At 75.2% G+C, this 26,700-nt stretch carries 20 protein-coding genes; 7 read left to right on the forward strand and 13 right to left on the reverse strand.

The window, feature by feature from the left end; genetic code table 11:
* Window positions 1-1,140 (reverse strand): hypothetical protein, encoded by a 1,140-nt coding sequence (locus Q0840_RS10205; protein ID WP_298459326.1) that lies wholly within the window; start codon window positions 1,138-1,140, stop codon window positions 1-3.
* A gap of 309 nt (window positions 1,141-1,449) precedes the next feature.
* On the opposite strand from Q0840_RS10205, the gene Q0840_RS10210 reads away from it, so the two are divergent.
* Window positions 1,450-2,454 carry a glycosyltransferase gene (locus Q0840_RS10210; protein ID WP_298459327.1) on the forward strand — a complete coding sequence of 335 codons (1,005 nt, stop codon included), beginning with the start codon at window positions 1,450-1,452 and terminating at the stop codon, window positions 2,452-2,454.
* 55 nt (window positions 2,455-2,509) lie between these two features.
* Here Q0840_RS10210 and Q0840_RS10215 read toward each other — a convergent pair whose 3' ends face one another.
* Both Q0840_RS10215 and Q0840_RS10220 read right to left on the reverse strand, forming a co-directional pair.
* Entirely contained in the window at window positions 2,510-3,106 is a 597-nt protein-coding gene (locus Q0840_RS10215) for a haloacid dehalogenase-like hydrolase (protein ID WP_298459328.1), read from the reverse strand.
* Window positions 3,099-3,671, reverse strand: coding sequence for a phosphoribosyltransferase (locus Q0840_RS10220; protein WP_298459329.1), 573 nt, complete (start codon window positions 3,669-3,671; stop codon window positions 3,099-3,101). Before Q0840_RS10220 ends, Q0840_RS10215 begins: the two co-directional genes overlap by 8 nt.
* Window positions 3,672-4,043: 372 nt before the next feature.
* Here Q0840_RS10220 and Q0840_RS10225 point away from each other — a divergent pair, with 372 nt between their 5' ends.
* Window positions 4,044-4,970, forward strand: coding sequence for a glycosyltransferase (locus Q0840_RS10225; RefSeq protein WP_298459330.1), 927 nt, complete (start codon window positions 4,044-4,046; stop codon window positions 4,968-4,970).
* Window positions 4,971-5,036: 66 nt separating this feature from the next.
* On the opposite strand, the gene Q0840_RS10230 is transcribed toward Q0840_RS10225, so the two are convergent.
* The 3 genes from Q0840_RS10230 to Q0840_RS10240 all read right to left on the reverse strand — a co-directional run bounded on the left by Q0840_RS10230 (window position 5,037) and on the right by Q0840_RS10240 (window position 10,963).
* Window positions 5,037-7,811 (reverse strand): hypothetical protein, encoded by a 2,775-nt coding sequence (locus tag Q0840_RS10230; RefSeq protein ID WP_298459331.1) that lies wholly within the window; start codon window positions 7,809-7,811, stop codon window positions 5,037-5,039.
* A 365-nt stretch (window positions 7,812-8,176) separates the two neighbouring features.
* The gene (locus Q0840_RS10235) at window positions 8,177-10,231 is read right to left on the reverse strand and encodes an acyl-CoA dehydrogenase (RefSeq protein WP_298459333.1); all 2,055 of its coding nucleotides are present in this window, start codon (window positions 10,229-10,231) and stop codon (window positions 8,177-8,179) included.
* A 66-nt stretch (window positions 10,232-10,297) separates the two neighbouring features.
* Window positions 10,298-10,963, reverse strand: a complete 666-nt coding sequence (locus Q0840_RS10240) for a TetR/AcrR family transcriptional regulator (protein WP_367183102.1) — start codon at window positions 10,961-10,963, stop codon at window positions 10,298-10,300.
* A 159-nt stretch (window positions 10,964-11,122) separates the two neighbouring features.
* Here Q0840_RS10240 and Q0840_RS10245 point away from each other — a divergent pair, with 159 nt between their 5' ends.
* The 4 genes from Q0840_RS10245 (at window position 11,123) to Q0840_RS10260 (ending at window position 15,662) form a co-directional block, all read left to right on the forward strand.
* The gene (locus Q0840_RS10245) at window positions 11,123-12,469 is read left to right on the forward strand and encodes an acetyl-CoA C-acetyltransferase (protein WP_298459336.1); all 1,347 of its coding nucleotides are present in this window, start codon (window positions 11,123-11,125) and stop codon (window positions 12,467-12,469) included.
* Entirely contained in the window at window positions 12,466-13,830 is a 1,365-nt protein-coding gene (locus tag Q0840_RS10250; protein WP_298459338.1) for a 3-oxoacyl-ACP reductase, read from the forward strand. The genes Q0840_RS10245 and Q0840_RS10250 overlap by 4 nt, the downstream gene beginning before the upstream one ends.
* Window positions 13,831-13,910: 80 nt before the next feature.
* Window positions 13,911-14,831 (forward strand): MaoC/PaaZ C-terminal domain-containing protein, encoded by a 921-nt coding sequence (locus Q0840_RS10255; RefSeq protein ID WP_298459362.1) that lies wholly within the window; start codon window positions 13,911-13,913, stop codon window positions 14,829-14,831.
* A gap of 192 nt (window positions 14,832-15,023) precedes the next feature.
* The gene (locus Q0840_RS10260) at window positions 15,024-15,662 is read left to right on the forward strand and encodes a pentapeptide repeat-containing protein (protein WP_298459340.1); all 639 of its coding nucleotides are present in this window, start codon (window positions 15,024-15,026) and stop codon (window positions 15,660-15,662) included.
* Window positions 15,663-15,731: 69 nt separating this feature from the next.
* Here Q0840_RS10260 and Q0840_RS10265 read toward each other — a convergent pair whose 3' ends face one another.
* From Q0840_RS10265 to purS, 4 genes are all read right to left on the reverse strand, one after another.
* Entirely contained in the window at window positions 15,732-19,157 is a 3,426-nt protein-coding gene (locus Q0840_RS10265; RefSeq protein ID WP_298459341.1) for a glycoside hydrolase family 3 C-terminal domain-containing protein, read from the reverse strand.
* A 178-nt stretch (window positions 19,158-19,335) separates the two neighbouring features.
* Window positions 19,336-19,821: a GNAT family N-acetyltransferase gene (locus Q0840_RS10270; RefSeq protein ID WP_298459342.1), complete on the reverse strand. Its 486-nt coding sequence runs from the start codon at window positions 19,819-19,821 to the stop codon at window positions 19,336-19,338.
* Window positions 19,822-19,862: 41 nt separating this feature from the next.
* Window positions 19,863-20,555, reverse strand: a complete 693-nt coding sequence (gene purQ, locus Q0840_RS10275; RefSeq protein WP_298459344.1) for a phosphoribosylformylglycinamidine synthase subunit PurQ — start codon at window positions 20,553-20,555, stop codon at window positions 19,863-19,865.
* Window positions 20,555-20,845 (reverse strand): phosphoribosylformylglycinamidine synthase subunit PurS, encoded by a 291-nt coding sequence (purS, locus tag Q0840_RS10280; protein WP_298459346.1) that lies wholly within the window; start codon window positions 20,843-20,845, stop codon window positions 20,555-20,557. Before purS ends, purQ begins: the two co-directional genes overlap by 1 nt.
* A gap of 559 nt (window positions 20,846-21,404) precedes the next feature.
* Between purS and Q0840_RS10285 the strand changes: the two genes are divergently transcribed.
* Window positions 21,405-23,069 carry an HNH endonuclease signature motif containing protein gene (locus Q0840_RS10285; RefSeq protein ID WP_298459349.1) on the forward strand — a complete coding sequence of 555 codons (1,665 nt, stop codon included), beginning with the start codon at window positions 21,405-21,407 and terminating at the stop codon, window positions 23,067-23,069.
* 29 nt (window positions 23,070-23,098) lie between these two features.
* On the opposite strand, the gene Q0840_RS10290 is transcribed toward Q0840_RS10285, so the two are convergent.
* From Q0840_RS10290 to Q0840_RS10300, 3 genes are all read right to left on the reverse strand, one after another.
* Window positions 23,099-24,166, reverse strand: coding sequence for an alcohol dehydrogenase catalytic domain-containing protein (locus Q0840_RS10290; RefSeq protein ID WP_298459363.1), 1,068 nt, complete (start codon window positions 24,164-24,166; stop codon window positions 23,099-23,101).
* A gap of 173 nt (window positions 24,167-24,339) precedes the next feature.
* Complete coding sequence (locus Q0840_RS10295; protein WP_298459351.1) at window positions 24,340-25,929, reverse strand: amidohydrolase; 1,590 nt, start codon at window positions 25,927-25,929, stop codon at window positions 24,340-24,342.
* Complete coding sequence (locus tag Q0840_RS10300) at window positions 25,926-26,546, reverse strand: FMN-binding negative transcriptional regulator (protein ID WP_298459353.1); 621 nt, start codon at window positions 26,544-26,546, stop codon at window positions 25,926-25,928. Before Q0840_RS10300 ends, Q0840_RS10295 begins: the two co-directional genes overlap by 4 nt.
* Between the last annotated feature and the right edge of the window lie 154 nt (window positions 26,547-26,700).

Consider the following 26,700-nt stretch of genomic DNA (forward strand, 5'->3'; position numbering starts at 1 on the left):
TCACGGCCGGGCGGCGAGGTCGTGCGTCGGCGTCTGGGGCTGCGCGTCCTCGGCGGCCTCGACCGGCGCGGCGTCGGCGGCGGCACCGGGGTTGGCGCGGGCCCAGCGGCGCGGGCTGGGCGTCAGGGCGATGGCGACCGTGGAGATACCCAGCGCACGCAGCCGCACCACGGCACGGTCAGCGGCTCGCAGTCGCGTCCCGGTGGTCATCACGAGCACCGTGGCGTCGGCACGCTGCGCGCCCAGCTCCCCCTCGTTGCCGGAGCCGAGGACACCGCACGGCGTCCAGGCGGCGGCGGGGACGTGGCCGGCCGGGGAGGACGACCGGACGAGGTTCTGGTTGGCCGCTCGCAGCCGCTCGGCCAGGTCCGCCGAGATGCCGTTGGACGGTCCGTCGGTCGCGACCACCGCGACCTCCTTGACGTCGGGCGCCAGCCGCAGCGCACGCAGCGCGAGCACGTCGGCCGCGACGGGCTTGCGGCTGCGGGACAGGTCGATGACCGGCAGGTCGGTCAGGGACCGCACGTCGGCCGCGGAGCGGACCCGGGAGTCCAGGCGCTCGAGCAGCATCGCCGCCGCCAGTCCGAGCAGCAGGCCCGCCACGATCCCGACCGTCCGGTTGGAGACGTCCAGCCCGGCCTCCTCGGTGACCTGCGCGTCCTGCAGCAGCAGGAGGTTGGGCACCGGGATGTTGGCCGTCACGCCCGTCGCCAGCGCGGTGTTCAGGCTCGTGAAGAAGGTCCGCACGCGCTCCTCGTCGGTGCCGGTGAACGACACCTCGACCACGCCGGTGTTGGAGATGGCCTCGACGCTCATCGCGGAGGCGACCTCACCGACCGGCGCGCCCGACTGCTGGGCGATCGAGTCCAGGATGACCGGGTCGGTCGGCAGGATCTCCGCGTACGTCCGGGCCAGCAGCTGGGCGTCGTTCGGCGACGTGTTGCGCAGCGGGGAGTCCGGGTCCTGCACCGTGCGGACCGGCACCAGGAAGCGGCCCTGCGCCGTGTACTCCGGGGCCGGCGCGAACGGCGCCGCCGCCTCCGCGGCCATGGCCGTCAAGACGGTCACGCCGAGGACGACCCACCAGAAGCGGCGCAGCGCGCTCCAGAAGTGCGAGCTCGGGGAGGCAGATGAATTCACGCGTTCTCCTTGTGGTGGCCGGCCGGCAGGGAGATCACCCCTGGTGGCCGCAGCCGCACATGGTGGTGCGGCCCGACTGCCGTCCGCGGGCAGCGCCAACGTCGACGCAGCAGTGAGATGCCAGGCTACTGCACCCCCTCGGGGCGACCGGTGGGTGGGCGGCGTACTTCACCCACAAGGTCGAGGGTCTTCACCCCGTGCACGCACCCTCTTCACGCGGGGCCCGGGACGGCGCGGGTCCGGGTGGATGAGAGCATCGGGTCCACGTGCGCCCCGGTGCACACCAGGTCGTCGAGCGAAGGACCCGCCGTGCCCCACACCCCCAGCCCCGCGCGCCGACGCGGTGGCCGACCCGACGTCGTCCACGTCACCTGGCAGCGCCACGGCGGCCGGGCGGAGGAGATCTCCCACGCGCTGGGCGGTCGCGCGCTGCACGTGCACCCCGGCGGCATGACCCGGCGACACCTCGTCCCGCTGCGCTACCTCGTGAGCCTCGGCCTGACGGTCGGCGGCCTGGTGCGGCTGCGGCCGCGGTCGGTCATCGTGACGAACCCGCCGGTGTTCCCCGGCGTCGCCGTGGCCGCGTACTGCGCGGTGACCCGGCGCCCGTTCGTGCTCGACAGCCACCCCGGCTCGTTCGGGGTCAAGCGCAACGCCGTCGCCCGCCGGCTGCTGGGCGTGACGCGGTGGCTCGCCCGTCGGGCGGCCGGGGTGATGGTGACCGTGGACGTGTACGCCGAGCGGGTGCGGTCGTGGGGTGGGCACGGCCTCGTCGTGCACGAGGCGCCGCCGCTGTGGCGGCTGCCGGCGGTCGAGCCGGTGGACCGGCCGCGGGTGCTGTGCGTCGGCGTGTTCTCCGTGGACGAGCCGATCGAGGAGGTCGTGCGCGCCGCGGCGCTGCTGCCCGACGTCGACATCGCGATCACCGGCGACCTCGCCAAGTGCCCGCCCGCCCTGCGGGACGCGGCCGGCCCGAACGTGGAGTTCGTCGGCTTCCTCGGACCGGACGCCTACGCCCGCGAGTTCGCGCGGGCGGACGCCGTCATCACGCTCACGACGGAGCCGACGTCGATCATGCGGTCCGCCTACGAGGCGGTGTACGCGCGGCGTCCGCTGGTCACCTCGGACTGGCCCGCGCTGCGGGCCGTCTTCGCGTACGGCCACTTCGCGGCCAACGAGGGACCGGCGCTGGCCGCCGCGGTCCGCGAGGCGCTCGGGGACGGTCCGGAGGTGCTCGAGGCCGCCCTCACCGAGCAGCAGCAGCGCTGGGACGCCCAGCTCGCCGACCTGCGGACGGCCCTGCGACTGGGCTGAGGACGCCGCCGGTCAGCTCGCCACCGGTCGCCCTCGCCGGCCGGCTCCCGGCCGGTCAGCTTCCCGGGTGCAGGTCCACCGTGCGGATCCGTCCGCCCGGCCCCACCTCGAGGACGCGATCGGCGACCTGGGCCATCGGCCGGTCGATCACCATGTCGTCGGTGAGGAACACCTCGACCCGGTCCAGGCCCGCCAGCGCGAGCTGGCGCACCTTCTCGGGCCCCTCGTTGTTCAGCAGCGCGCCACCGCGCACGTGGCTGGCGTGCACCTCGGTGATGCCGAGCAGCGCCGCGAGGTGGACCGCGTAGACCTGAGGCGCCGCCGTCGTGAGCAGCGCACGGCCGGTCCAGCCGCGCACCGTCTCGACGACCTCGGGGTGGCCGTGCTCGGCGAGCACGAGCCGGGCCCACTCGGCGACCTCCGCCGGGGGCAGCGTGGCACCCAGCTCGCAGACGACCCGCTTGAGGCCGTGGTGGGAGACCACGTGCAGCCGGCGCAGCCCGCCCGCGGCGACCAGCCGGGCCAGCGCCACCGGCCGTCGGGCCGCGACCAGGCGCCGGGTCAGGAAGCGCACGAAGTGCGGGAACGTGTTGACGTCGACGACCGTGCCGTCGAGGTCGGTCGCGAGCACCCCGGTGCGCGCGTCAGGCATCGAAGCTCGACGGCAGGCGCAGCAGCAGCCGCGGCTTGAGCACGTAGTCCGGGTGCACCGGCGGGCGACGCCACGTGGTGGCCAGCACCGCGGTGTGCACGTCCGCCGCGGGGTTCGCCTCCCGGACGGCGTCGACCACGCCGCGCAGGGTCTGGCCGGAGTCGAGGGTGTCGTCCACCACGAGCACCCGGCTCGCCTCCGCGACCGTCTCGGCCAGCGCCTCCGGGTCGACGATCCGGCTCTGCGGCTCGGACTGGTCGCTCCCGTGCCGGCGGACGTGCAGGTAGTACGCCAGCTCGCGGTACTCCACCTCGAGCCAGCGCGCGTGGTTCGCCAGCCGCTCGGGCAGCGCCGCGAGCATGCCGGCCACCGGACGGCTCTGCTTGACGAGCGTGCCGGGGCGCTGACTCTTGACGATCGCGACCCGTGGCCCGCCCAGGGACTCGGCGATCGCCACCGCGACGTCGGCGCCGCCGGTCGCGATGCCCACGACGAGGTCGGGGTCGTAGGGGCGGATCCGCTCCGCCAACTGGGCGCACATGACGCGCAGCTCGCGCTGTGTCACCCGCGCCACCACTGGTCTGTGCAGTCGCACGGCGTCCTCCTGGGTCGTGGTGCGGCGGCGTTCGGCGCAGCACCATGAGGCGGGCCGTCGAGGCCCAGGGGACATGTCTACTTCACCCGGCGGATCAGGGCCCGGTCGGGACGGGGCCGACCGCGTCACGTCCCGCAGGCGGCGGCCACGGACGGGTGACGCCGGGGCCGTCGGGCACCGCAGCGCCCCTGGTAGCGTCCGGGGCGCCCGCGGCCACCGGTCCCGCCCGGACCACCTGTCGCGCCCGACCCGGAGGTACCTGCCATCGCCCGCGTCCATCTCGTCGCCTCCCTGGGCGGCCACCTGGAGCTGCTCCAGGTCGTCGCGCCCACCATCGACGGCGTGGAGCGCACCTGGCTGACCAGCGAGGGCGTCGCGGCTACCCGGCTGCGCGGGCGCGGTGAGCGCGTCCTCGCGCTCCCCCGGCTGGACCGCGGCAGCGCCGGTCCCCGGTCCGTGCTCGCCGGCGTCCTGCTCGCGCTGCGCGAGCGGCCCCGCGTGGTGGTCACCAGCGGCGCCGGCCTGGCGGTGCCGTTCTGCCTGATCTCGCGCCTGCTCGGCGCCCGGATCGTGCACGTGGAGACGATGGCGCGCGTGACCAGCGGCAGTAGCACCGGTCGCCTGCTGGCGCGCTTCGCCGACGCGGTCCTGGTGCAGTGGCCCGAGCTCGCACGGGTCTACCCGCACGCGGAGGTGTGCCGGCCGTCGCTGCTCGAGGACGTCGGCGCACCCCGACCGGGCGGCACCGGCACCTTCGTCACCGTGGGGTCACACGACCAGCCGTTCACCCGGCTGCTCGACGCCGTCGTCGGCGCCGCCCGCGACGGCGTGCTGCCGCAGCCCGTGCTCGTGCAGCGCGGGGTGGCGCCGGAGCTGGACGGGCCAGTGCGCAGCGTCGACTTCATGCCGCGTGAGGAGTTCGAGCGGGCGATGGACTCCGCGGAGGTCGTGGTGGCCCACGTCGGGGCCGGCGCCGTCGCGTCGTCCATCCGGGCCGGGAAGCGGCCGCTGATCTTCGCCCGTCGGGGGGCCCTGGCCGAGCACGTGGACGACCACCAGCTCCAGCTCGCCGAGAAGCTCGACGAGCTGGAGCTCGCGGTGCTGGTGGGTGACCGGATCACCACCGACCACGTCGCCGCCGCGCGGCACGTGACGGCCGCGCCGGTGCACCCGGACCTGCCGCGGGTGGCCGACCGGCTGCGGGAGATCGTCACCGACCTCGTCGGCCGGCCCCGGTCCTTCCGCCTGCTGCGGCCCACGCGCCCCTGACCGACGCCGGCCGTGCCGGCGGGCGCCGGTCGCTGCGCGCCCCGGGGCACGCAGCGACCGACCCTGCTACGAGCCCGCCATGTAGCCGACGACGTCGACCACCACGTGGGTGCTCGCCCCCGGTGCCTGGTCGCTGTACACGTCGATCTTGCCGTCGTCGCCGATGCCGGCGATGACCATGTTCGCGACGTCGTGCCCCACGATGTAGTTCAGGCTCGACGTCGACGGACGGCCCCCGCCGGCCCGGCGGAACGGGTACACCTGCAGGTTGCCGCGGGACGACGGACCGACGGCCACCGTGGACAGCACGACCGCGGTCGCGTCGTCGGGGACACCGGCCGACGTCGCCTGCACCTGCAGACCCTTCCCGGCGCGCAGCGCGCCGGTCGCACGGGTGTCCGTGACCCGCACCGGCGTGACGGGGTGGTAGGTCGACCCGGTCAGGACGTACCCGACGACGTCGACCACCACGCGCACGCGGTTGGACGCCGCCGTGTCGGTCACGTAGGTCAGCGCACCGCTCGGGGACAGCTGGACGATCGCCGCGTTGGCCCGGTCGCCCGACGTCGGCAGGTTGAGCGTGGACGTGCCGGGCGCCGACGAGCCGGCGGCGTACGCCTGGACGTTCCCCGACGCGGTCGAGCCGGCGGCGGTGACGTTCACCAGGACGGCGGTCGCCCCGGCGGGCACCCCACCGCGGCCGGTCACCTGCACGGTCCGGGCAGCACCGGGGACGACGCCGGTGCGGTCCTCGATCCGGACCGGGCTGCGCAGCTCGATCCGGGACGACGCGACGGTGTAACCGGTGACGTCGAGGATGACCCCCGACGCACCACCGGTCAGCAGGTAGCAGACCTTGCCGCTCGCCGGCAGGGCGACGACCGCGGCGTTGGCCACGTCGGCGCCGGGCACGAAGTTGACCGTGGACGCGTCGGGTGCCGCGCTCGCCGCGGTGGTGCCGGGGTCCGGGTACACCACCAGGTTGCCGGGGCCGGCGGAGCCGACGGCCGTCACGTTGAGGGCGACGCCGGTGGCCTCGGCGGGCACCCCGGCGGTGCCCGCGACGCGCACGCACCGGACCGTGCCCGCGGTGACGGGGGTGCGCATGTCGTGCACGCGGGTGGGGTCGACCGGGACGTACCCGGGTGCCGGCACGGGGTCGGCCGCGGGAGCCGGCACGGGGACCGGCGCCGGTGCGACCGACGGCGTGACGAGGGTGCCGTTGGAGATCGTGGCACCGGTCAGGGCCACGTAGGAGTCGGTGCCGCCGGGGGCGCGGTTGCCGGTGACCCGCACGGTGAGGGTGTGCGTGCCGGGCGTCAGCGCCGGCGTGGTGAAGAAGGTGCCGGTCTGGCCGGGGTTGCGGTACTGGTTCGCGCTGACCTCCGCGGCGCCGTCGATGCTGACGCCGGCGATGCCCTTGTTGGTCCCCAGGATCCCCTGCAGCGAGACGGTGGCACCGCCGGTGCGGACCTGGGCCGTGATGGAGGCGGTGCGCCCCGAGCTCTTCGTGTAGTGCTCACCGCGCGAGCTGGACACCGACCACGAGCCGCCGTACCGGAACGCGGTGTGGTCCACGGACGAGCCGGCCGCCGGCGCGGGCACCGGGTCGGTGACCGTCGGTGCGGGGACCGGGGCAGGAGCGGGCGCAGGCGCGGGGACGGGGGCCGGCGCGGGCGTCGGCGCGGGCGTCACGACGGTGCTCGGGGACGCGTACCCCGGGGACACGTAGGACACCCCGGCCGTCCCGGCCGGGACGAACTCCCCCGCCGCCGGTGTGCCGACCTTCACGGACGGCCAGGCCGCGGACCCGGGCTTGGTGCCCTTCGGCCACAGGAACCCGTCCCGCCAGGACGGGTCCTTGGGAGCCACCCACACGTCGTCGACGGTCAGCGGCCACGCCGCCGAGTCGCGCCACATCATGTACGCCGAGCTCGGGGTGCCGTTCAGGTCGACCCGCCGCAGGTCGAACAGCTCAGGCTGCGGGCCGTCGAACAGCTGGTTGGGCAGCAGGAACATGCCCTGGTACTGGGTGTGACCGGTCAGCCCGTCGATGCGGAGCTGGCGGGGGCCGGCCCAGGTCTGCAGCACGTCGGCGTGACGCCCGGCCTGGGAGCCCTGCACCGTCTCGACCCGGATGTTCTGCAGCTGCACGACGGCGCCCTTGCGCTGGTCGAGGTTGATGCCCTCGGTCAGGCCGGGCCCGGTGACCGCCAGGCCCTCGACGTGGATCGTGCCGGTCTGCCCGGTCAGGTACAGGCCCCGGCCGCCGTGGTTGTTCGCGGTGAGGCCCTCGACCGGGACCCGCACCTCCCCACCGATGAGCACGACGTTGCGGCCGCCGTAGATGACGAGACCGCGCGTGGCGGTCAGTGGCTCGGCCGGCATCTGGATGATGTAGTCCTTCGTCAGCGACAGCTTGAGGTTCCGGTTCGACGAGGACGCCTTGATCGTCGTCGGCGCGGTCAGCGCCGGCGGCGCCCAGGCCAGCGGTCGGGTCGTGACGCCGGCCACCCGGACGTCCGTGCCCTCGTCCGTCCCCGCGGGCGCCTCGGGCGCGGGCGCGACCTCCGCAGCCGGCGCAGGCTCGCTCTCCCCAGCCGACGCAGCCGGCGCAGGCTCGCTCTCCCCAGCCGACGCAGCCGGCGCAGGCAGGGTCTCCGCAGCCGACGCGGACGGAGCGGGGGCGGTCTCCGACGCCGACGCCGACGGCGCGAGCACGAGGCCGAGCGCCGTCGCCAGCGCGACGACCGACGTCTGGGCGCCGCGTCCCCCGCGGCGACCGACGTGGCCGGGCCGCCGGTCGGCGCGAGCGCGGGCGAAGGGGCTGAGCGGAGTCATCGTGGGGTCCTCAGATCGGCTCGGACCGGCGGAGCTCCGGTCCGGCAGCCCCATCGACGTGGCCCCTGGCCCGTGAAGCGGCACCCCGTCGGCACGGGTCCGGTCGGGTGACCCCGGCCGGGGACGTACGTCCCGGCTCGCCCGCCGATGCCCGGTTCGTGCCGAGACGAATCACCCGGTCGGCGCAGTCACCCGTTCGTGGCAGCTGGGGCGCGTCCCGGCGGCACCCGGGCACGACGACGACCGGCTCCACGCGGTGTGCGTGGAGCCGGTCGGGAGGGGGACGCCGTCGTGCACGGCGCGGTGCGAGCGGGCCCGGGGGGGGTAACACGCCGGGCCGGAGGCCCGGGCGACGCGCCCGCGGGTCACCCAGCCGCGGGGCGCACCGCCTTCTCCGGGACGGCCTCGGCGCCGGACGCCCGCAGGCGTCGCAGGTACTCGCGGGCCTCGGCCTGCCGGTCGCCCTCCGCGCCGGAGGCGATCGCCGCGCGCACGTGCCCGGGTGCGTACCCGAACGCGTCGACGAGGTCCTGGGCGTGCGGGCGCAGCCGCGTCAGCAGCCGGTCGATGTAGGACGTCACCGTCCGCGCCCGGCCGGCCGACAGCCGGCCGTTGATGAGGTACCAGGCCAGGTTGCGCTCCACGACGATCAGGCCGAACAGGTCCCGCAGCCAGGTCAGCACCTGCTTGGTCCCCGGGTCCTCGACGCTCTCCAGACCGGCCGTGAAGGCCTCCCACTGCAGCAGGTCCGCGTGCGCCCGCGCGCACTCCAGCAGCGCGTGCTGGTGGGTGGTGAACAGCCGGGTGGCCTCGGCACGGGACGCCTTCGCCGCCGGTCGCAGCGCGGTGGCCACCTCGGCGACCATCGTCTCCATCCGGTCGGTCAGCAGCTCGCGCTGCGTCTCGGTGTCCTGGAGCTTGCCCGCCGAGCGACGCCGGTCGCCGCCGTCGGCCAGGGTCTGCACGACCCGGACGAGGGGCGTGCGGTACAGGGCGGCGTCGGCGGCACGCTCGGCCACCATGCGCGCCACCCCGCCGGCGTCGATGTCCTTGAACTGCCGGGAGAAGTCGCCGAGGAGCCGCTTGGCGACGAGCTGCAGCAGGACCGTGTTGTCGCCCTCGAACGTCGCGTAGACGTCGAGGTCGGCGCGCAGGCCGACGAGGCGGTTCTCGGCGAGGAAGCCCGCGCCGCCGCACGCCTCGCGGGCCGTCTGCAGCGTGGTCAGCGCGTGCCAGGTCGACGTCGGCTTGAGCGCGGCGGCGATGGTCTCCAGGTCCTGCCGGTCCTCGTCGGTGTCGGACCGACCGGAGAACACCGCGTCGAACTTCTCCAGCAGCCGCTCGTGCGCGAAGGTCTGCGCGTAGGTCTGGGCGAGCAGCGGCAGCAGCCGGCGCTGGTGCTCGGCGTAGTCGAGCAGCACGACCTCGTCGGTGGCGTGCTCACCGGCGAACTGGCGCCGCTGGTTGCCGTACGTGACCGCGATGATCAGGGCGAGCTTGCTCGTGTTCACAGCGGCGCCGTCGAGCGAGACCCGGCCCTGGACCAGCGTGCCGAGCATGGTGAAGAACCGCCGGCCCGGGCTCGCGATCGGCGAGGAGTAGGTGCCGTCCGGGGCGACGTGGCCGTACCGGTCGAGCAGGTCACCGCGCGGCACCCCGACGTGGGTGAAGTGCAGCCGGCCGTTGTCGATGCCGTTCAGGCCACCCTTGAGGCCGTCGTCCTCGCCGCCGATGCCGGGCAGGAACCTGCCGGTGGCCGGGTCGCGCAGCGGCACGTAGAACGCGTGCACGCCGTGGTTCACGCCGCGGGTGACCAGCTGGGCGAAGACGACCGCCGCGGTGCCGTGCACGGCGGCGTTGCCCAGGTAGTCCTTCCACGCGCCGCGGAACGGGGTGTGCAGGTCGAAGGTCTGCGTCGCCGGGTCGTAGGTCGCGGTGGTGGCGATGCTGGCGACGTCGGACCCGTGACCGGTCTCGGTCATCGCGAAGGCGCCGGGGACGTCGACCGACATCGCGCCGGGCAGGAACCGCTCGTGGTGGTCGGCGGTGCCCAGGTGCAGGATCGCCGAGGCGAACAGCCCCCACTGCACGCCGGCCTTGATCTGCAGCGACGGGTCGGCCACGACGGTCTCCTCGAACCGCGCGAGGCTGCCGCCGTGGTCGTCGGCGCCACCGAGCGCCGTCGGGAACGCCCGCAGGACGTCGCCCTCCTGCGCCAGGATCCGCAGCTGGCCGAGCACGGTCTCGCGGTGCTCGGCCATGGACTGCCCCTCGACGCGGTGCAGCCGCGGGTCGAGCAGCAGGGTGCGGGCGTGGCGCCGGATCTCGGCCCACCGGCCGAGCAGCACGGTCTCAAGCGCGCCGACGTCGACCGTCGGGCTGTCGACGGCGGAGGGCTTGCGGTCGGTCGTCGTGCTCATGGGGACTCCTGTGTCGGCGAGCGGGTGGGGACGGACGGGGCGCGGTCGGGGCGAGCGGTCGGGGGGTCAGGTGGTGCGGGCGCGGGCGAGGACCCCGACCGGCCCCGCCCACAGCCACGCCGCGACCTGGGCGGTGAGCACCTCGCGGTCGACGGCGGCGGGCGTGCCCTGGCTGCGCAGCCAGCGCTCCCCCGCCCCGCGGACGAACCCGACGGCACCGGAGGCCCAGGTGTCGGCGAGCTCGCGGCCGTCCGGGTCCGGCAGCGTGCCGACCTGCGCGCCGGCGTCGGTCAGCGCACGCGCGAACGGTGCCGCGACGAGCTCGGTGACGGCGTCGAGGAAGTGGCCCAGCGGCGAGGACGGCTCGAGCGAGCCCTCGCGCGTGACGAAGAAGTAGACGTGCGGCGAGGACTCGATCATCTCGAGGTACACCGCGACCATCGCACGCAGGCCGTCGCGCGGCGTGGCCGCGGCGTGCAGCGCGTCGGCGAGCGCGTCGCGGATCTGCAGCACGACCGCCTCGGCCACGGCCCGCTGCAGCCCGGTCTTGTCGGTGAAGTAGCGGTACACGATCGACTTCGACGTGCCGGCGGCTGCGGCGATCTCCTCCATGGACACGTCCGGGCCGCGCTGGTGGACGCACTTGCGCGCGACCCGCACGAGCTCGGCGCGCCGGGCCTGGCGGTGGTCGGCCCAGCGCGCGGAACGCCCGTCGGTGGCGTCCGCGAGCACGGGGTTCGACGGCGCCGTCCGGGACGGCTCCGGGGTGACATGGCTCACGAGACCGACGGTATCAGGTACTGTCGGTCCTGGACACCTGCTCTGCCCTGCCTGCGCGGCGGCGGGCACGCTGCGACCCCACCGATCGACGACGACGCGAGAGGACCTGCCATGACAGCGACCCCCAACCCCGACCACCCGGCACCCGCCGCCACCGGCGCGGACCGGCCCGGGGCCCCCCGCCGCGCCGTCGTCGTCGGCGGGAACCGGATCCCGTTCGCGCGGGCCGGCGGCCCCTACGCCCGGTCGTCGAACGGCGACATGCTGACCGCGGCGCTGGACGGTCTGGTGGCCCGCTTCGGGCTGGCCGGCGAGACGATCGGCGAGGTCGCCGCCGGGGCGGTGCTCAAGCACTCGCGCGACTTCAACCTCACGCGCGAGGCCGTGCTCGGGTCCGCGCTCGCGCCGCAGACCCCCGCGTACGACGTCCAGCAGGCGTGCGCGACCGGCATGGAGACCGTCGTGGGGCTGTCCAACAAGATCCGGCTCGGCCAGATCGAATCCGCCATCGCGGGGGGCGTGGACTCCACGTCCGACGCCCCGATCGCGGTCAGCGACCCGCTGCGCCGCGCGCTGCTGGACCTGTCCCGCGCGCGGACACCGCGGCAGCGCCTCGCCGCCGTGGCCCGGATCCGGCCCGCGCACCTGGCGCCGTCGGCCCCCACCACGGGCGAGCCGCGGACGGGGCTGTCGATGGGCGAGCACCAGGCGCTGACCACCGCGGCGTGGGCGATCACCCGCGAGGCGCAGGACGAGCTGGCCGCGGCGAGCCACCACCGTCTCGCCGCCGCGTACGAGCGCGGGTTCTTCGACGACCTGATGACGCCGTACCGGGGTCTGACCCGGGACGCGAACCTGCGCCCGGACACGTCGGTGGAGAAGCTGGCGGCGCTCAAGCCCGTGTTCGGCAGGTCGCTCGACACGCCCGCGACCATGACGGCCGGGAACTCCACGCCGCTGTCCGACGGCGCCTCGACCGTCCTGCTCGCGAGCGACGCATGGGCCGCCGAGCGCGGGCTGCCGGTGCTCGCCTCGGTCGTCGACGCCGAGGCCGCCGCCGTGGACTTCGTGCACGGCGACGAGGGCCTGCTGATGGCCGGCGCCTACGCCGTGCCCCGGCTGCTCGCCCGCACCGGGATGTCGCTGCAGGACTTCGACCTGGTGGAGATCCACGAGGCCTTCGCCGCGACCGTGCTGTGCAACCTGGCGGCGTGGCAGGACGAGCGGTTCTGCACCGAGCGGCTCGGGCTCGGCGCGCCCCTCGGGTCGATCGACCGGGACCGGCTCAACGTCGTGGGCTCGTCCGTGGCGGCGGGGCACCCGTTCGCCGCGACGGGCGGGCGCATCGTCGCCACCCTGGCCACGTTGCTCGCCCAGAAGGGCACCGGCAGCCGCGGTCTCATCTCGGTCTGCGCCGCCGGTGGGCAGGCCGTCGCCATGATCCTGGAGGCAGCATGACCGACACCTACCTGACCCTGGTGAACTCCGGGATCAGCAAGACGATCGCGAAGAAGCTCGGCCTGCCGCGGCCGGTGCCGCTGCGCCGGTTCCGGCCCGGCCAGCCGCTGGTCTCCGGCCCGGTGCTGGTCCTGCACGACGCCGCCTCGACCACCGACGCGGACGCCGTCGCCGACGCGCTCGTCGGCTGGGACCTGGACGTCCGGCGCCACGCCGGCTCGGCGGACCGGTACGCCGCCGTGGTGCTCGTGCTCACCGGCGCGAGCCACCCGTCGGACCTGTCGGCGCCCGTGCTGGCGACGGCCGGCACGCTGCGCTCGCTGGCCCCCGCGGGCCGTGTGGTGACCGTGTCCCGTCCGGCCGGCACCGACGACGCACCCGCGGTCGCCGCCGCCCGCCAGGGCGTGGACGGCCTGCTGCGCTCGCTCGCCAAGGAGCTGCGCGGCGGCTCGACCGGCAACGGCGTCGTCGTCGCGGACGGGGTCGAGGTCGGCGCGCCGTCCGTGCTCGGGGCGCTGCGGTTCTTCCTGTCGACGCGGTCGGCCTTCGTCGACGGCCAGCTGCTCGCGGTCGACTCGGCCGCCGGCACGCTCCCCGGTGACTGGGACACGCCGCTCGCCGGCCGGGTCGCCGTGGTGACCGGGGCCGCGCGCGGGATCGGCGCCTCGATCGCCGCGACGCTCGCCCGGGACGGGGCCACCGTGGTGGCCGTGGACGTGCCCGCGGCCGGCGAGCGCCTCGCGCACGTCGCGAACTCGGTGCGCGGCTCGGCGCTGCAGCTCGACATCACCGCCGCGGACGCCGGGGAGCGGATCATCGAGCACGCCGTCACCCGGCACGGGCGGCTGGACGTCGTCGTGCACAACGCGGGGATCACCCGGGACAAGCTGCTCGCCAACATGACGCCGGACCGGTGGGACGCGGTGCTCGCGGTCAACGTCGCCGCCCAGCTGCGGATCGACGAGGCGCTGCTCGCCGCCCGCGGCGTCCGGGCCGGCGTGCTGGCCGACGCTCCCCGGATCGTGTCGCTGGCCTCGACCAGCGGCATCGCCGGGAACCGGGGGCAGACCAACTACGCGGCCTCGAAGGGCGGCGTGATCGGGATGGTGCGGGCCACGGCGCCGCTGCTCGCGGCGCACGGCGGCACGGCGAACGCCGTCGCCCCGGGCTTCATCGAGACCGAGATGACCGCGCGGATCCCCGCGGTGACCCGCCAGGTCGCCCGCCGGATCAACTCGCTGCAGCAGGGCGGGCAGCCCGTCGACGTCGCGGAGGCGGTGGCGTTCCTCGCGTCGCCGCAGGCGGGCGGCGTCGTGGGGCGGACGTTGCGGGTGTGCGGGCAGAACATGGTGGGCGCGTGACGGCGACGCCGGGGACGCCCGGTGGGCGGGTCACGGCCGGTGAGGGGCGGCAGGCGGCCGCCGGTGACGCGCCGGCGCGCGTGGAGCTCGCGGCCGTGCCCGGGCTGGGAGCGCTGTACGCCCGCGGCGTCGCCGCGTCGGCCCGGCTGGCGGCGCTGTCCCGGGCGGGACGGGCGCCCAGCCGCCTGCCCGACGTCGAGTACGTCGTGCACGGCGTGGTCGCGGACGCCGACCGGCTGACCGCCTACCAGCACCTGCTCGGCGAGACGGCGTCGGACGCGCTGCCGGCGGGGTACGTGCACGTGCTGGCGTTCCCGGTGGCGACCGCCCTCATGGTGGCCGGCGACTTCCCGCTGCCGCTGGCCGGGATGGTGCACCTCGCGAACCGGGTGGAGCAGCACCGCGCGCTGCGGCTCGGCGAGCGGCTGACCGTCCGGGCCCGTGCCCAGCACCTGAGACCGCACCGGTCCGGCACGCAGGTCGACCTGGTCACGGAGGTCGGGGGCGAGGGGGCCGACGGCGTCGCCGGGACCGACGGCGTCGTCTGGCGCGGCGTGTCGACGTACCTGGCCAAGGGCGTCCGGCTCGCTACCGGGGGCGACGACGACGCGGCCGCGAGCGCACCGGCGCCCCGGCGCGAGGCGTTCGTCGCCCCGACGCCGACCGGACGCTGGACGCTGGCCGCGGACGCCGGACGCCGGTACGCGGCCGTCTCCGGCGACCGCAACCCGATCCACCTGTCGGCCCTCACGGCACGGCCGCTGGGGTTCCCCCGGGCGATCGCCCACGGCATGGACACCGCCGCGCGTGCGCTCGCCGCCGTCGGACCGGCCCGCGGGGAGTCCTTCACCTGGACCGCGGAGTTCGCCCGCGCGGTGCTGCTGCCGGGCACGGTCACGGTCCGCGTCGCGCCGGACGACGGCGGGTCGGGGTACGCGTACACCGGCTGGGACGCGCGGTCGGGCACGCTGCACCTGTCGGGCACGGTCGTCCCGAGCTGAGAGGGGCGGACGGGCGGCTCGGCGGGCGGCGGTCGAGGCACCCGTCGGTCGGAGGTCGGCGCGCGGTCGGCGCGGCGGCCCGGGTCCGCGGCGGCGGTGATCCGTGTCGGTGTGCACCCCCTGGCACGCCGGCACGGTTCACCGCCTCCGCAGGGCCTGGGCCGCGTGGGCGGTGGCTGGCAGGCTGGCGACGTGAAGCGAGCCATCGGTGAGGTCCATCTGCCCACGCTCGAGCCGTGGGCCGGCGAGCTGCAGGACGACGCCGTCCTGGACGGCGTCGAGCTGCGCGGCCTGGACCTCTCGGGTCAGCGGGCGACCGACGTCCGGCTCCTGGAGTGCGCACTGACCGAGTGCGTGCTCGACGACGTGGCCCTCGACCACGTACGGGTCGGCGACTGCGTGCTCACCGACGTCCGCTCGCACACCCTCACCGCGGTCGACTCGGTCTGGCGGGACGTGGCCCTGGCGGGGTGCCGGCTCGGGGCCGTCCAGCTCTCCGGCGCCGAGCTGCAGCGGGTGCGGATCACCGGCGGGAAGGTGGACTACCTCAACCTGCGCGAGTCCCGGCTGACCGACGTCGTGCTGGACGGCTGCGTCGTCGGCGAGCTCGACCTCATCGGGGCGACCGCGACCCGGCTGACGCTGCTCGGCTGCCGCGTCGACCGGCTCGACGTCACGCGGGCGACCCTCGACCGGGTCGACCTGCGCGGGGCCGACCTGTCCGGGCTGGACGGTCTCGGGTATCTGCGCGGCGCAACCATCAGCGGCGACCAGCTGCTGGAGCTGGGGCCCGCGCTGGCGGCGCACCTGGGGATCGACGTCGTCGGGTGAGACGGCAGCGGCCGCCGCCCCGGAGCCGTCGGGCACCCAGGACGGCGGCCGCGCCGCGCGTGGCGCCGGCTACCGGACGGTCACGGTCGCCGTCCGCGAGTAGGTGGCGCCGTCGACCTCGGCCACGACGGTCACCCGCACCTCACCGCGCGTCGACGCCCGGAGCAGCCCGTCGGGGGTCACCGTCGCCCCAGCGGTGTTGTCCTCGTTGAGCGCGAGCCGATACGTATACGTCACGCCGTCGGCGGCTGGCACGAGGGACGCCGCCGCCACCGACACCCCGCGCCGTGCCTCGATCCATCGCACGCCCTGGTCCGCGAAGGACACGAGGTGGTCGTGCAGCGTCACGTCGCCGTCGGTGAGGGCACCGGAGCGCACCACCACGGGGAACGTGGTCGACTCCCGGTCGCCCTTGGCGCGGACCGTCGCGGTGATCTGCACGACGCCGGGACCCACGGGCCGCACCGCGCCGTCCCGGTCCACCGTCGCCACGCGCGAGTCGGAGCTCTCGTACCGGACCTGCACCCGGTCCAGGTCGTAGAACGAGTCGTCCTTGCCCGTCGCCGACAGGTTCGCGTGGATCACGCTGTCCGGCGTCGCGGTGTTCAGCACCACGCCGTCCGGCACCGCGGCCACCACGCCGATGCCCGTCTTGAGCTGCCCGCCGAGCGTGAAGCCCGTGCTCAGGCCGCGCGAGGCGTCCGACGACGGCCCGACCCACAGGTCCCAGCGGCCGCGGTCGTAGGTCTTGCTGTCGTCCTCGGTGTCCCAGAACCACAGGTCCTCACCATCGACCTCGAGCGTCACCGTCCGGGTCTGACCGGCCGGCACGACGACCTTGTCGAACGCCTTGAGCTGGGCATCCGGCCGGGTCGCGGCGTCGGCCTCGGGCGACGCCACGTACAGCTGCACGACCTCGGCGCCGTCGACGTCGGAGGTGTTGCGCACGTCGACCGTGGCGGTCAGCGTGTCGTCGGGGTCCACGTGGGTGCTGTCCAGCCGCAGGTTCGAGTACTCGAACTGCGAGTACGAGAGCCCGTGCCCGAAGGGATAGGTGACGTCACCGGTGAAGTACTGGTACGAGCGCCCGTTGCGCCCGTCGGTGGGCGTCATCACGTAGTCCCGCGCGTCCGCGAGCTGCTCGACGTCGGCGTACTGCGTGAACGGCAGCTTCCCGCTCGGGTTGACGGTGCCGAACAGGACCCGGCCCACCGTGTCGCCCTGGTACATGCCGTTGTAGGTCGACCAGACGATGGCTGCCGCGGAGTCCTTGAACGGCTCGACGTCGACCGTGCTGACCGACTGGATCCAGGCCACCGTGCGCGGGTTGAGCGCCGCGACCGTGCTGACCAGGTCGGCCTGCCCGCGCGGCAGCTCGAGGTCGGGACGGTCCTCGTCCTCGGAGGAGTCCGACGGGTTCCCGGGGATCGCCGGGGTGGTCGAGCCGTTGCCCGCGATCGTGCCCACGTAGGTCACGACGGCGTCGGCGTCGCGGATCGCCTGCTCCTGCTCGGCGGTCAGCTCGGGCACGAAGGAGTCGTTCTCGTAGACGAAGTACAGCGTCTGGTCGCCCGTCGGGCCGGTGTAGGCGGCCGACGCCGGGGCGCCGGTCGCGGGGACCCGACCCGCGACGTCGCCGTCGCGCGAGCCGACGCGGACGTCGAAGCGACCGCCGTCGAGCGTCCCGGCGGCGCCGGACTGGCGGACCTCGACGCTCGCGGTGCCTGCGGGCACCTCGACGTCGGCGCCGAACCAGCCGTTCCAGGCGCCGAGGGTCTGCATGCTGCTGTACGCCGTGGCCGGGTTGCTCCACGGCTGCACACCGCGCCAACCCGAGAACAGGTGGCTGCGCAGGATCGTCTCCGGCGTCACGCGACCCAGCTCGTCGCCGGCGGCGTCGAGGAAGCGCACCGCGGCGGGCGTGGCGGGCTGCCCGGCGGCCGGGGCCACGGGCGAGCCGATGGACGGCTTGCGCTTGTTCTCCAGGCCGGTCTTGTTCATGCCCGAGATGTAGGTGACCTGGGCGTCCGGCGACACCGCGTGCACGGCCTTCTCGATGCCCTGCAACGCGTTGGAGTGCTCGGCGACGCGGGTCGGGGAGTAGTCCCCGTGGACCTCGGTCGTGGCGAGCGGCCCGACGACGACGACGTCGTCCGCGTCCTCGGCGGTCAACGGCAGCGCGGGGGCGGCGCCGGCCGCCGGTGCGTCGTTCTTGAGCAGGACGACGGCCTCGTCGCTCATCTGCTGCGAGATGGCGAGGTGCTCGGGGCTCGAGACCTCGTTCTCGATCGAGTACTGCTCGCCGCGCCACGGCACCTGGTCGGCCGGGTCGAACTCGCCCGTGCGCATCCGGAGCGTGAAGGTGCGGGTCAGCGAGACGTCCATGTCGGCCTCGGTGACATCGCCGTCGAGGTAGGACTGCTCCAGGTACGTCGGGTAGTCCGCGTCCATGCAGTCCAGGTCGACGCCGGTCTTGAGCGTCCAGGCCACCGCCTGCGGCGCGGTGAGCGGCGCGGTGAAGCCCGGGGGCGTCCAGTTGTGGTTCGAGGTCTGCCACACGTCGCGGACGGCGTCGCAGTCCGACACCACGGCACCGTCGAAGCCGAAGGTGCGGCGCGCCAGGTCCTCGACCAGCTCCTTGCTGGCCGAGACGGGCGTGCCGTCGACCTCGTTGTAGGAGGTCATGAGCGATCCGGCACCGTACTCGCCCACGAGAGCCGCAAAGGCCGGCGTGTAGTACTCACGCAGCTCGGCCTCGGTGACGTTCGAGCTGCCGGTGTGCCGGTTGTTCTCCGAGTTGTTCGCCACGTAGTGCTTGGGCGTGGCGACCGTCTTGAGGTACCGGTCGTCGTCGCCCTGCATGCCGAGGACGAACTGCCCACCGATCTGCGACGTGAGGAACGGGTCCTCGCCGTACGTCTCCTCGGCCCGGCCCCAGCGCGGGTCGCGGTCCATGTTGATCGTGGGCGACCAGTAGGTCAGGCCCTTGTTCGCTGCCGCGACGCCCGGCGAGGCGAAGTTGTTCATGGCGCGCGCCTCGTCGGAGGCCGCGGACGCCATCCGGCGCACGAGGTCGCGGTCCCAGGTGGCGGCGATGCCGAGGCCGGTGGGGAACTCGGTCGCCTCGCCGCCCTGGTTGAGCAGGTGCTGCCGGTCCTCGGCCGCGCGGGCGACGCCGTGCAGCGCCTCGTTCCAGTAGTTGTACGCCGCGACGCCCAGGCGCGGGATCGCGGGGGCGACGCCGGTGGTCTGCTGCCGCTCGGCGCGGAACTGCTGGATCTTCTCGGCACGGGTCATGCGTGAGACGAGGTCCGCGGCGCGGACCTCGAAGGGCAGGTCGGTGTTCCGGTAGGCCGGTGTCTCGGCCCCGGACGCCGCGGACGGCGTGGGAGCGGCGGGCCTCGCGGCACCGGCTGCCGGGGCGACGAGGGCGACGGACAGCAGCGCCGCGGCGACCAGCGTGCCGGCCGGGCGGTGTCCCAGGGGTGACTTCATCGTCGATCCATCTCGTTCGGTCGTGCGCGACGGGGCCGGAACACGCCATGGCGAATCGATTCGATCTGGCCCGGCGGTGACACGTTAAGGTGAAGTGGTTGCCTCGTCAAACTAACCGTGACACCTGTCGTGGGTGCCATGACGAGTGGGCGGTGCGCCCCCGGCGGCGACGGCCCAATCAGGGGGCGACCAGGTCCTTGGCGTAGCACCGGGACTGCTCGACGTCTGCGTAGCCTCCGTAGCGCTCGGTCCGCACGTAGCCCGAGGCCTCGTAGAGCGCCATCGCCGCGGTCTGCCGGTCACCCGTCTCCAGGACGACCCGGTGCAGACCCGCCCCGGCAGCCAGCCGCTCGACCTCGGCGAGCACGCGCCGGGACAACCCGCGGCCCCGGAACCGGGGGGCGACGTACACGCGCTTGACCTCACCGAGGCCCGGCCCGGGCTCACCGGCGCCCCACGACCCGGGCCGCACGTGCCGCAGGGCCGCGCACGCGGCCGGGTCGCCGTCGACGCGCAGCAGGACCATGGCGGCGATGGTCGAGGTGTCGCGCAGCGGGACGGGCTCGTCGTCGTCCTGGTACAGGTCGCGCATCTCGGCCTGCATCGCGGTGCGCAACCGGGTCGCGTCGGCATCGTCCCAGGGGACGGTCTCCAGCGTGACCACACCGGCGGGGGCGCCGGGGTCGGCGTCCCCCGTCGGCGGCCTCAGCCGACCAGGGTCTGCAGCACGGACGTGAACAGGCCGAGCCCGTCCGCCCCCCGGCGCGGACCCTCGGCGCTGTCGGGGCCGTAGCCGGGCTCGACCGCGTGCTCGGGGTGGGGCATGAGCCCGACGACGTTGCCGGCCTCGTTCGAGATGCCGGCGATGCGGCGACGCGAGCCGTTGGGGTCGGCGCCCTCGTAGCGGAACACCACCCGGCCCTCGCCCTCGAGCATGTCCAGGGTCCGGTCGTCGGCGACGAACTGGCCGTCCTGGTTCTTCAGCGGGACGGTGATCCGCTGGCCCGCCCGGAACGCCCGGGTCCAGGCGGTGTCGACGTTCTCGACCGTCAGCTCCTGCTCGCGGCACACGAAGGTGCGCACCTCGTTCTTGATCATCGACCCGGGCAGCAGGTGCGCCTCGGTGAGAATCTGGAAGCCGTTGCAGATGCCGAGCACGGGCAGGCCGCCGCGGGCGGCGTCGACCAGGGGCTCCATGACCGGCGCGAACCGGGCGATGGCGCCGGCGCGCAGGTAGTCGCCGTAGGAGAAGCCACCGGGCAGGACGACGGCGTCGACGTCGTGCAGCTCGGCGTCGGCGTGCCACAGCGAGACCGGCTCGCCGCCCGCGAGCCGCACCGCACGCCTGGCGTCGCGGTCGTCGAGGGTGCCGGGGAAGGTGACGACCCCGACGCGCATCAGGCCAGGTTCCCGGTGGACGCGACGGTCGCGGCCGCGTCGGCCTCGATGTCGGCGACGCGGACGACGTCCTCGATGACCGGGTTGGACAGCACGGTGGCGGCGGCCTGCGCGGCGGCCTCGAGGACCTCCGCCGTGACCTCGCCGTCCACCTCGAGCTCGAAGCGCTTGCCCTGGCGGACGCTGGTGAACTGCCCGAAGCCGAGCCGCGGCAGCGCTCCGGCGACCGCCTTGCCCTGCGGGTCGAGGATCTCGGGCTTGGGCATCACTTCGACGACGACACGTCCCACGGGGGTGCCTCCTGGCGTTGGGGGAGGCGGCCAGGATACCGGCGCGACGACGGCCGGCGGCGTCGGGGTCCAGGAGGGTTCCGGAGGGTTCCGGGGTGGTGAGGCGGGGGTGGCGAGACGGGGGCGCGCGGGCCGACGTCACGGCGGGGTCCGGGTGGGGTTCGGGCGGGGTTCGGGGTGGGCGGTGAGGCGGGGGCGAGCGGGCCGACGTCACGGCGGGGTCCGGACGGGGTCGTGGGGCGGGGTCGCGTGCGCCGACGCGAGGTCGGGTCCGGGAGCGGCAGGCTCGAGCCGAGCGGACGGGCGCGTCCGCACCGCACGCGGATCGACGTGGGCAGCGCAAGCCGCGGTCCATTCCCGCGCCCTCCACAGGCGCCCCCTGCTCTCCCCCGCATGTCAGTGCGCGGCGATACTATTCGAACATACGTTCGACATGACGGAGGGAGGTGCCATGGTGACGGTTGCAACGACGGTGCCGTCCGCGAGCGCTCCCCGGGCAGGCCGGTCAGCGGCCGAGGCGCGCCACCGTGCGGACCTCCTCGTCTCCACGATGAAGGTGATGGCAGACCTGGTCGGCGGCGCCGCCACGTGGCCGGACGGGGACCGGGCCGAGTTGCTCGTCGACCTGGACCGTGTGATCGACGGCCTCGGTGTCGTTCGTGCCCGGCTACTGATCTCCCGCCGCGACGCCCAGGGCGGGCTGGATCCGGATGCCGCGGCGTCCGACGCCCTGCGGCAGCGCGAGGCGTCGACGGGTCGACGGACCGCCGTGTCGCAGTTCCGGCAGGCCGAGCAGCTCGAAGCGACCCCGGTCGTGGCGGACGCCGTCACCGCGGGGCGGGTGAGCCTCGAGCACGCGATGGCGCTGGCGAAGGTGGCGGCCACCGGCACACCCGCGCAGCGCGCCGCCCTGTCGACCGCGGGCGCCCAGGAGGCACTGCTCCAGACGGCCGAGCGGCAGGACCCCGGGACGTTCGCCACCACGGTCGCCCGGTGGGCGGCGACCGTCGATCCCGGCGGCTTGGAGCAGGACCACCAGGCACAGCGAGCTCAGCGGTACCTGCATGTCACCCGGTCCTCGGCGGGCACGTTCCTCAAGGGTCGGCTCGACTCGATCGCCGGCTACCGGCTCACCCTGGCGCTGGAGGCGCTGTCGCCTCGACCGGCCGCAGACGACGACCGCGACCCGGCTCAGCGCCGGGCCGACGCGCTCGACGCGATAGCCGGCCGCATCCTTGCTGCCGCGGACACCAAGCCGGGCGGGCACGTGCCCCCGCAGATCACGATGATCATGACGCCCGAGACATGGGTCGCCGCGCGGGCCGAACGGGACCGCCGGCGCGGGGGCGACGCCGCCTCCCGACGTGCGACCGGGGCTGCGGCTGCGGCTGGGCGTCCGGCTGGGGCGACGGTCGGCTACCCGCCTGCGCAGCTCGAGGACGGCACCCCGGTGCCGGTCACCGAGCTCGCCGCCGCGATGTGCGACTGCGACGTGACCAGGGTCGTGATCGACGCCGACGGCGTGGCAGTGGACCTGGGTCGGGCCCAGCGGCTCTTCACCGGCGCGCAGCGACGGGCCGTCATCGCCCGGGACCGCGGATGCGGGTGGCCGGGGTGCCACGCGCCGGCGCGGTGGTGCGAGATCCACCACATCGCCTGGTGGGACCGGGACGCCGGCGCCACATCCGTCGACAACGGCGTCCTGCTGTGCTCCTACCACCACCACGAGACCCACCGGCGCGACCTGGTCATCACCCGTGTGCCGAGCGCGCGCGTGCCTGCTGAGGCGAGCGGACCGTCCCACCGCGGCGCGGGCGACGACGGCCGGCCACCGGCCGGTGGACTCGTCACCTACGACGTCTCGGACCGGACCGGCCGGAGTGTCGGGCGGCGTGCGACCTCGCCACCCGACACCGGGGACCAGGCGACCGCGCCACCCGACACCGGCCTCCAGGAGTTGTCGCCACCCGGCACGGGTGACCAGAAGGCCTCACCACCCGGCACCGGCCACCAGGCGACCGCACCACCCGACACCGGCCACCAGGCGACCGCACCACCCGACACCGGCGGACGGACGTTGTCGGCGCCCGGCACTGGGCGGCGGATGCCCGAGGCTCCGAGCGTGCCACGTCCGCGCGGCGGTGCTCCCGACGCCGGGTGGACCACCGACCCGTTGACGGGTGACCGCGTGCCGGCCTTCCTGCTGACGGCGTGGACATCGTGATGGGACGGCGAGACCGGAAGCCGAGTCGCCTACGGCACGATCACCGTCATGCCTGCCGCCGCGGCGGGTCGGCTCATCGCGGCGAGCGCCGCCGGCGCGTCGGGCAAGCCGATCGTGCGCCCGACGAGCCGATCGGGACGCAGCTCGCCCGAGGCGATCCGGGCCAGCATCGCGGGGTACTCGTGGGCGGCCATGCCGTGACTGCCGATGATCTCGAGCTCCCACGCGACGACGCGATCCATCGGGAGCGGCGGGTGCGCGGCGGTGGCCAGCAGGAGGCCGACCTGCACGTGGCGTCCGCGGCGCCGGAGCCCGAGGACCGACGCCACGGCGGTCGCCGGGCTGCCGAGCGCGTCGAGCGAGACATGGGCGCCGCCACCGGTCGTGGCGACGACCCGCGCGGCGACCGCAGCGGGATCGACGACACCGCCGGTCGTGGTGCCCTCAGCCGGGTCCAGGACGACGTCGGCACCGCACGCGGCGGCGGCGGCGCGCGCCGCCGCCGAGGTATCGAGGGCGACCACACGGGCGCCGGCAGCGACGGCCACCATGACGGCGGACAGTCCCACGCCCCCGCACCCGTGCACGGCGACCCAGTCGCCGGGCCGCGGCCGGCCGTGGACGGTCACCGCGCGGTACGCCGTCGCGAACCGGCAGCCGAGTGCCGCGGCCGTGACCGGGGACAGGCCCTGCGGCAACCGCACGAGGTTGACGTCCGCGTGGTCGAGGGCGACGTACTCGGCGAACGAGCCGTCGTGCGTGAACCCGGGCTGCGTCTGGCGCTCGCAGACCTGGTGCTCGCCGGCCCGGCACGCCTCGCAGGTGCCGCACGCGCACACGAACGGCACCGTGACCCGGTCGCCCACGGTCCATGTGCTGACGTCCGCTCCCACGGCGGCCACCGTGCCGGCGAGCTCGTGGCCCGGCACGTGCGGCAGGGTGATGCCGTCGTCGTGGCCCTGCCAGCCGTGCCAGTCGCTGCGGCAGACCCCGGTCGCCTCGACCCGCACCACGACCCCATCGGCGAGGCACGCGGGCACCGGCGCGTCGCGCAGGCTCGGGAGAGCGCCGAACTCGTCAACGACGACCGCGCGCATCGACGCGGGCAGGACGTGGGCGAACGGCGCGGGTGCGCCGTCGGCATGCCGCCGCGGCGCGGGCGGGCCGTCGGTGGCGGCGGCGGCGGAACCGCCGGTGGCGGCGGCGGAACCGCCGGTGGGGGCGGCGGAACCGCCGGTGGGGGCGGCGGGGCCGCGCGGCTCGGAGGAGGTCACCGGTCCAGCGTGCACCACGTCCAGCGACCGGCGAGCAGCGTCCCGCTGACCGGCATGGCCCGGAGCGTCGCGGCGTCGGCGACCACGGGGTCGATGTCGACGACCGCGAGGTCGGCCCGGTCCCCCACTCGCGGAGTCGCCCGGCCGCCGGTGGAAGCGTCCAGCGCGTCCGCCACGCCGATGCGCTGCTCGGGGTGCCAGGGCTCACGGCCGTCACGGCTGCGGTGCACCGCGGCGGCGACGCCCCGCCACGGGTCCAGCGGGGCGACCGGCGCGTCCGAGCCGAACGCCAGGGTGGCACCGGCCCGCAGCAGCGTGCCGACGGCGAAGGCGCGCCCGGTCCGGCCGGGCCAGTACCGGTCGGCGACGTCGCGGTCGTCCATCGCGTGCTCGGGCTGCACGCCGGCCACCACACCGAGCCGGGCGAACCGCTCGGCGTCGCCGTCGCGCAGCAGCTGGGCGTGCTCGACCGAGCCGCGCGCCCCGGTCGCCTCGAAGGCGTCGAGGACCAGCGTGTTCGCGGCGTCACCGATCGCGTGGATCGCCGAGGCGATGCCGTGGCGGTGCGCCGTGGCCATCAGCCGCGCGAGGTCCTCCCCCGCGACGACGAGCCGCCCACGGGCCTCGCCGGTGCCGTCCAGCCCGGGGTACGGGTCGTGGCAGAAGGCCGTGCGCGTGTTGAGGGACCCGTCGGTGATGACCTTGAGCGGACCCATCGTGACCAGTCCACCGGTGCCGGGCACGACGTCGCCGGTCGAGAGCCCGCGGGCGATGGCGCCGTCGAGGTGGTCGGGCCAGACGCCGACGGCGACGCGGAGCACGTCGGTCCCCGCAGCGACGCGCCGGCGCCAGGAGCGCAGGTTGTCGTCGATCTCGAGGTCGACCAGCTCCGTGACGCCGCGGGCGGCGGCAGCGCGGGCGGCCTCGTCGACGAACGCGTCGCCCCGCTGCGCCGGCACGTGCTCGAGGCGATTCATGAGCGGCATCCACTCGTCCTCGCGGAGCAGCCCGGTCGGGTGGTCCCCGCGGCCGAGCCGCCTGAGCGCGGGCGTGCTCAGCCAGGCGCTGTGCAGATCACCGGACAGCAGGAAGACCGGCGCCGAGCCGTGGCCGGCGGCTCGCAATCCCTCGTCGAGCCGGGCAGCGGTCGGACCGTCTGGCCACAGCCCGTCGCGGAACCCCATGCCCACCAGCACCGGGCTGCGGTCCGGCCCGTCGCCGAGGGGCTCGGCGGCGAGTCGCTCGGCGGCGAGGGGCCCGTCTCCGAGGGGCTCGGCGGCGAGCCGCTGCACGACCAGCGCGACCGCGTCCGCAACGGATCGAGCCGAGGACAGGTCCAGCCGGCGGCGGGTGAGCGCCCACTGCGTCATGTGCACGTGGGCGTCGCGCAGTCCGCGAAGGACGGTGCGCCCGTCCATCGCGATCCGGTCCACGCCCGCGGTCCGCCCGGACGCAGCGAGACGCGGCCCGATCGCGGCGATGCGGCCCTCGCGGACGAGTACGTCGACCGGCTCACCCGACGAGCCGACGAGCCGGGCGTCGGTGAGCAGGAGGTCGCGGGCGGAGCCACCGTGGGGTGTGATCACGTCGCGGCCCGACCGTGTGCGACCCGCATGCGGGCGGCCAGGGTCGGGTCGGCGTAGGGGCCGTCGCCGTCCAGGGCGTCGAGGACGCGGGCCACCACCTCGGGCGGCTTGTCCTGGCTCAACTTGGCCTTGGCCTGCACTCGGGTCACTCGCAGCCGGAAGCCGACGGCGCCCCGAGCGACCCGGGCGGCGTGGTCGGCGATGGGCTCGAGCGTCACCGGGTGCGGCATCGCGGACTCGTAGCGGTCGACGGTGTCCGCGAGCACCCGCAGGGTCGCGTCGGCGTCGAGGAGCTCGGGAGTGCCGTACAGGTGGGCGACGACGTAGTTCCAGGTCGGCAGCGCCGGGGTGTACCCGTACCAGCCCGGGGACACGTAGCCGTGCTCGCCGGCCACGACGAGCAGCACCTCGCCGGAGCCGAGGGCGTGCAGCCGGTCGTCGGGGCGACCGAGGTGCCCGACCACGGTGAGGTCGGCCGCGTCCTCCAGCAGCACCGGCAGGTGCGAGGCGACCAGCCCGCTCACCGGGTGGCTGACCAGCGTGGCCCACCCGTGCGAGCGGACCAGGTCACGCAGGGCCGCGTCGTCGTCCAGGCGGTACTCGGGGGTGTCGATCACGGCGAGGCTCCGATCACGGCGCGGTCAGGCTGGCGGGCCACCGGTCAGGCGCGCCCGCGACCGGTCAGGCGGGCGGCTGGCGGGTCAGGCGAGCAGGTGGCGGGTCAGGCGAGCAGGTGGCGGGTCAGGCGAGCAGGTGGCGGGTCAGGCGAGC

Origin of the sequence: uncultured Cellulomonas sp., assembly GCF_947494015.1 — a bacterium.
GTDB lineage: Bacteria > Actinomycetota > Actinomycetes > Actinomycetales > Cellulomonadaceae > Pengzhenrongella.

Coding starts and splice junctions, on each gene's coding strand:
- Q0840_RS10230 (WP_298459331.1), bottom strand. CDS start 7,811: ATGACTCCGCTCAGCCCCTTCGCCCGCGCTCGCGCCGACCGGCGGCCC.
- Q0840_RS10250 (WP_298459338.1), top strand. CDS start 12,466: ATGACCGACACCTACCTGACCCTGGTGAACTCCGGGATCAGCAAGACG.
- purQ (WP_298459344.1), bottom strand. CDS start 20,555: ATGCGCGTCGGGGTCGTCACCTTCCCCGGCACCCTCGACGACCGCGAC.
- Q0840_RS10215 (WP_298459328.1), bottom strand. CDS start 3,106: ATGCCTGACGCGCGCACCGGGGTGCTCGCGACCGACCTCGACGGCACG.
- Q0840_RS10235 (WP_298459333.1), bottom strand. CDS start 10,231: ATGAGCACGACGACCGACCGCAAGCCCTCCGCCGTCGACAGCCCGACG.
- Q0840_RS10245 (WP_298459336.1), top strand. CDS start 11,123: ATGACAGCGACCCCCAACCCCGACCACCCGGCACCCGCCGCCACCGGC.
- Q0840_RS10285 (WP_298459349.1), top strand. CDS start 21,405: ATGGCAGACCTGGTCGGCGGCGCCGCCACGTGGCCGGACGGGGACCGG.
- Q0840_RS10290 (WP_298459363.1), bottom strand. CDS start 24,166: ATGCGCGCGGTCGTCGTTGACGAGTTCGGCGCTCTCCCGAGCCTGCGC.
- Q0840_RS10265 (WP_298459341.1), bottom strand. CDS start 19,157: ATGAAGTCACCCCTGGGACACCGCCCGGCCGGCACGCTGGTCGCCGCG.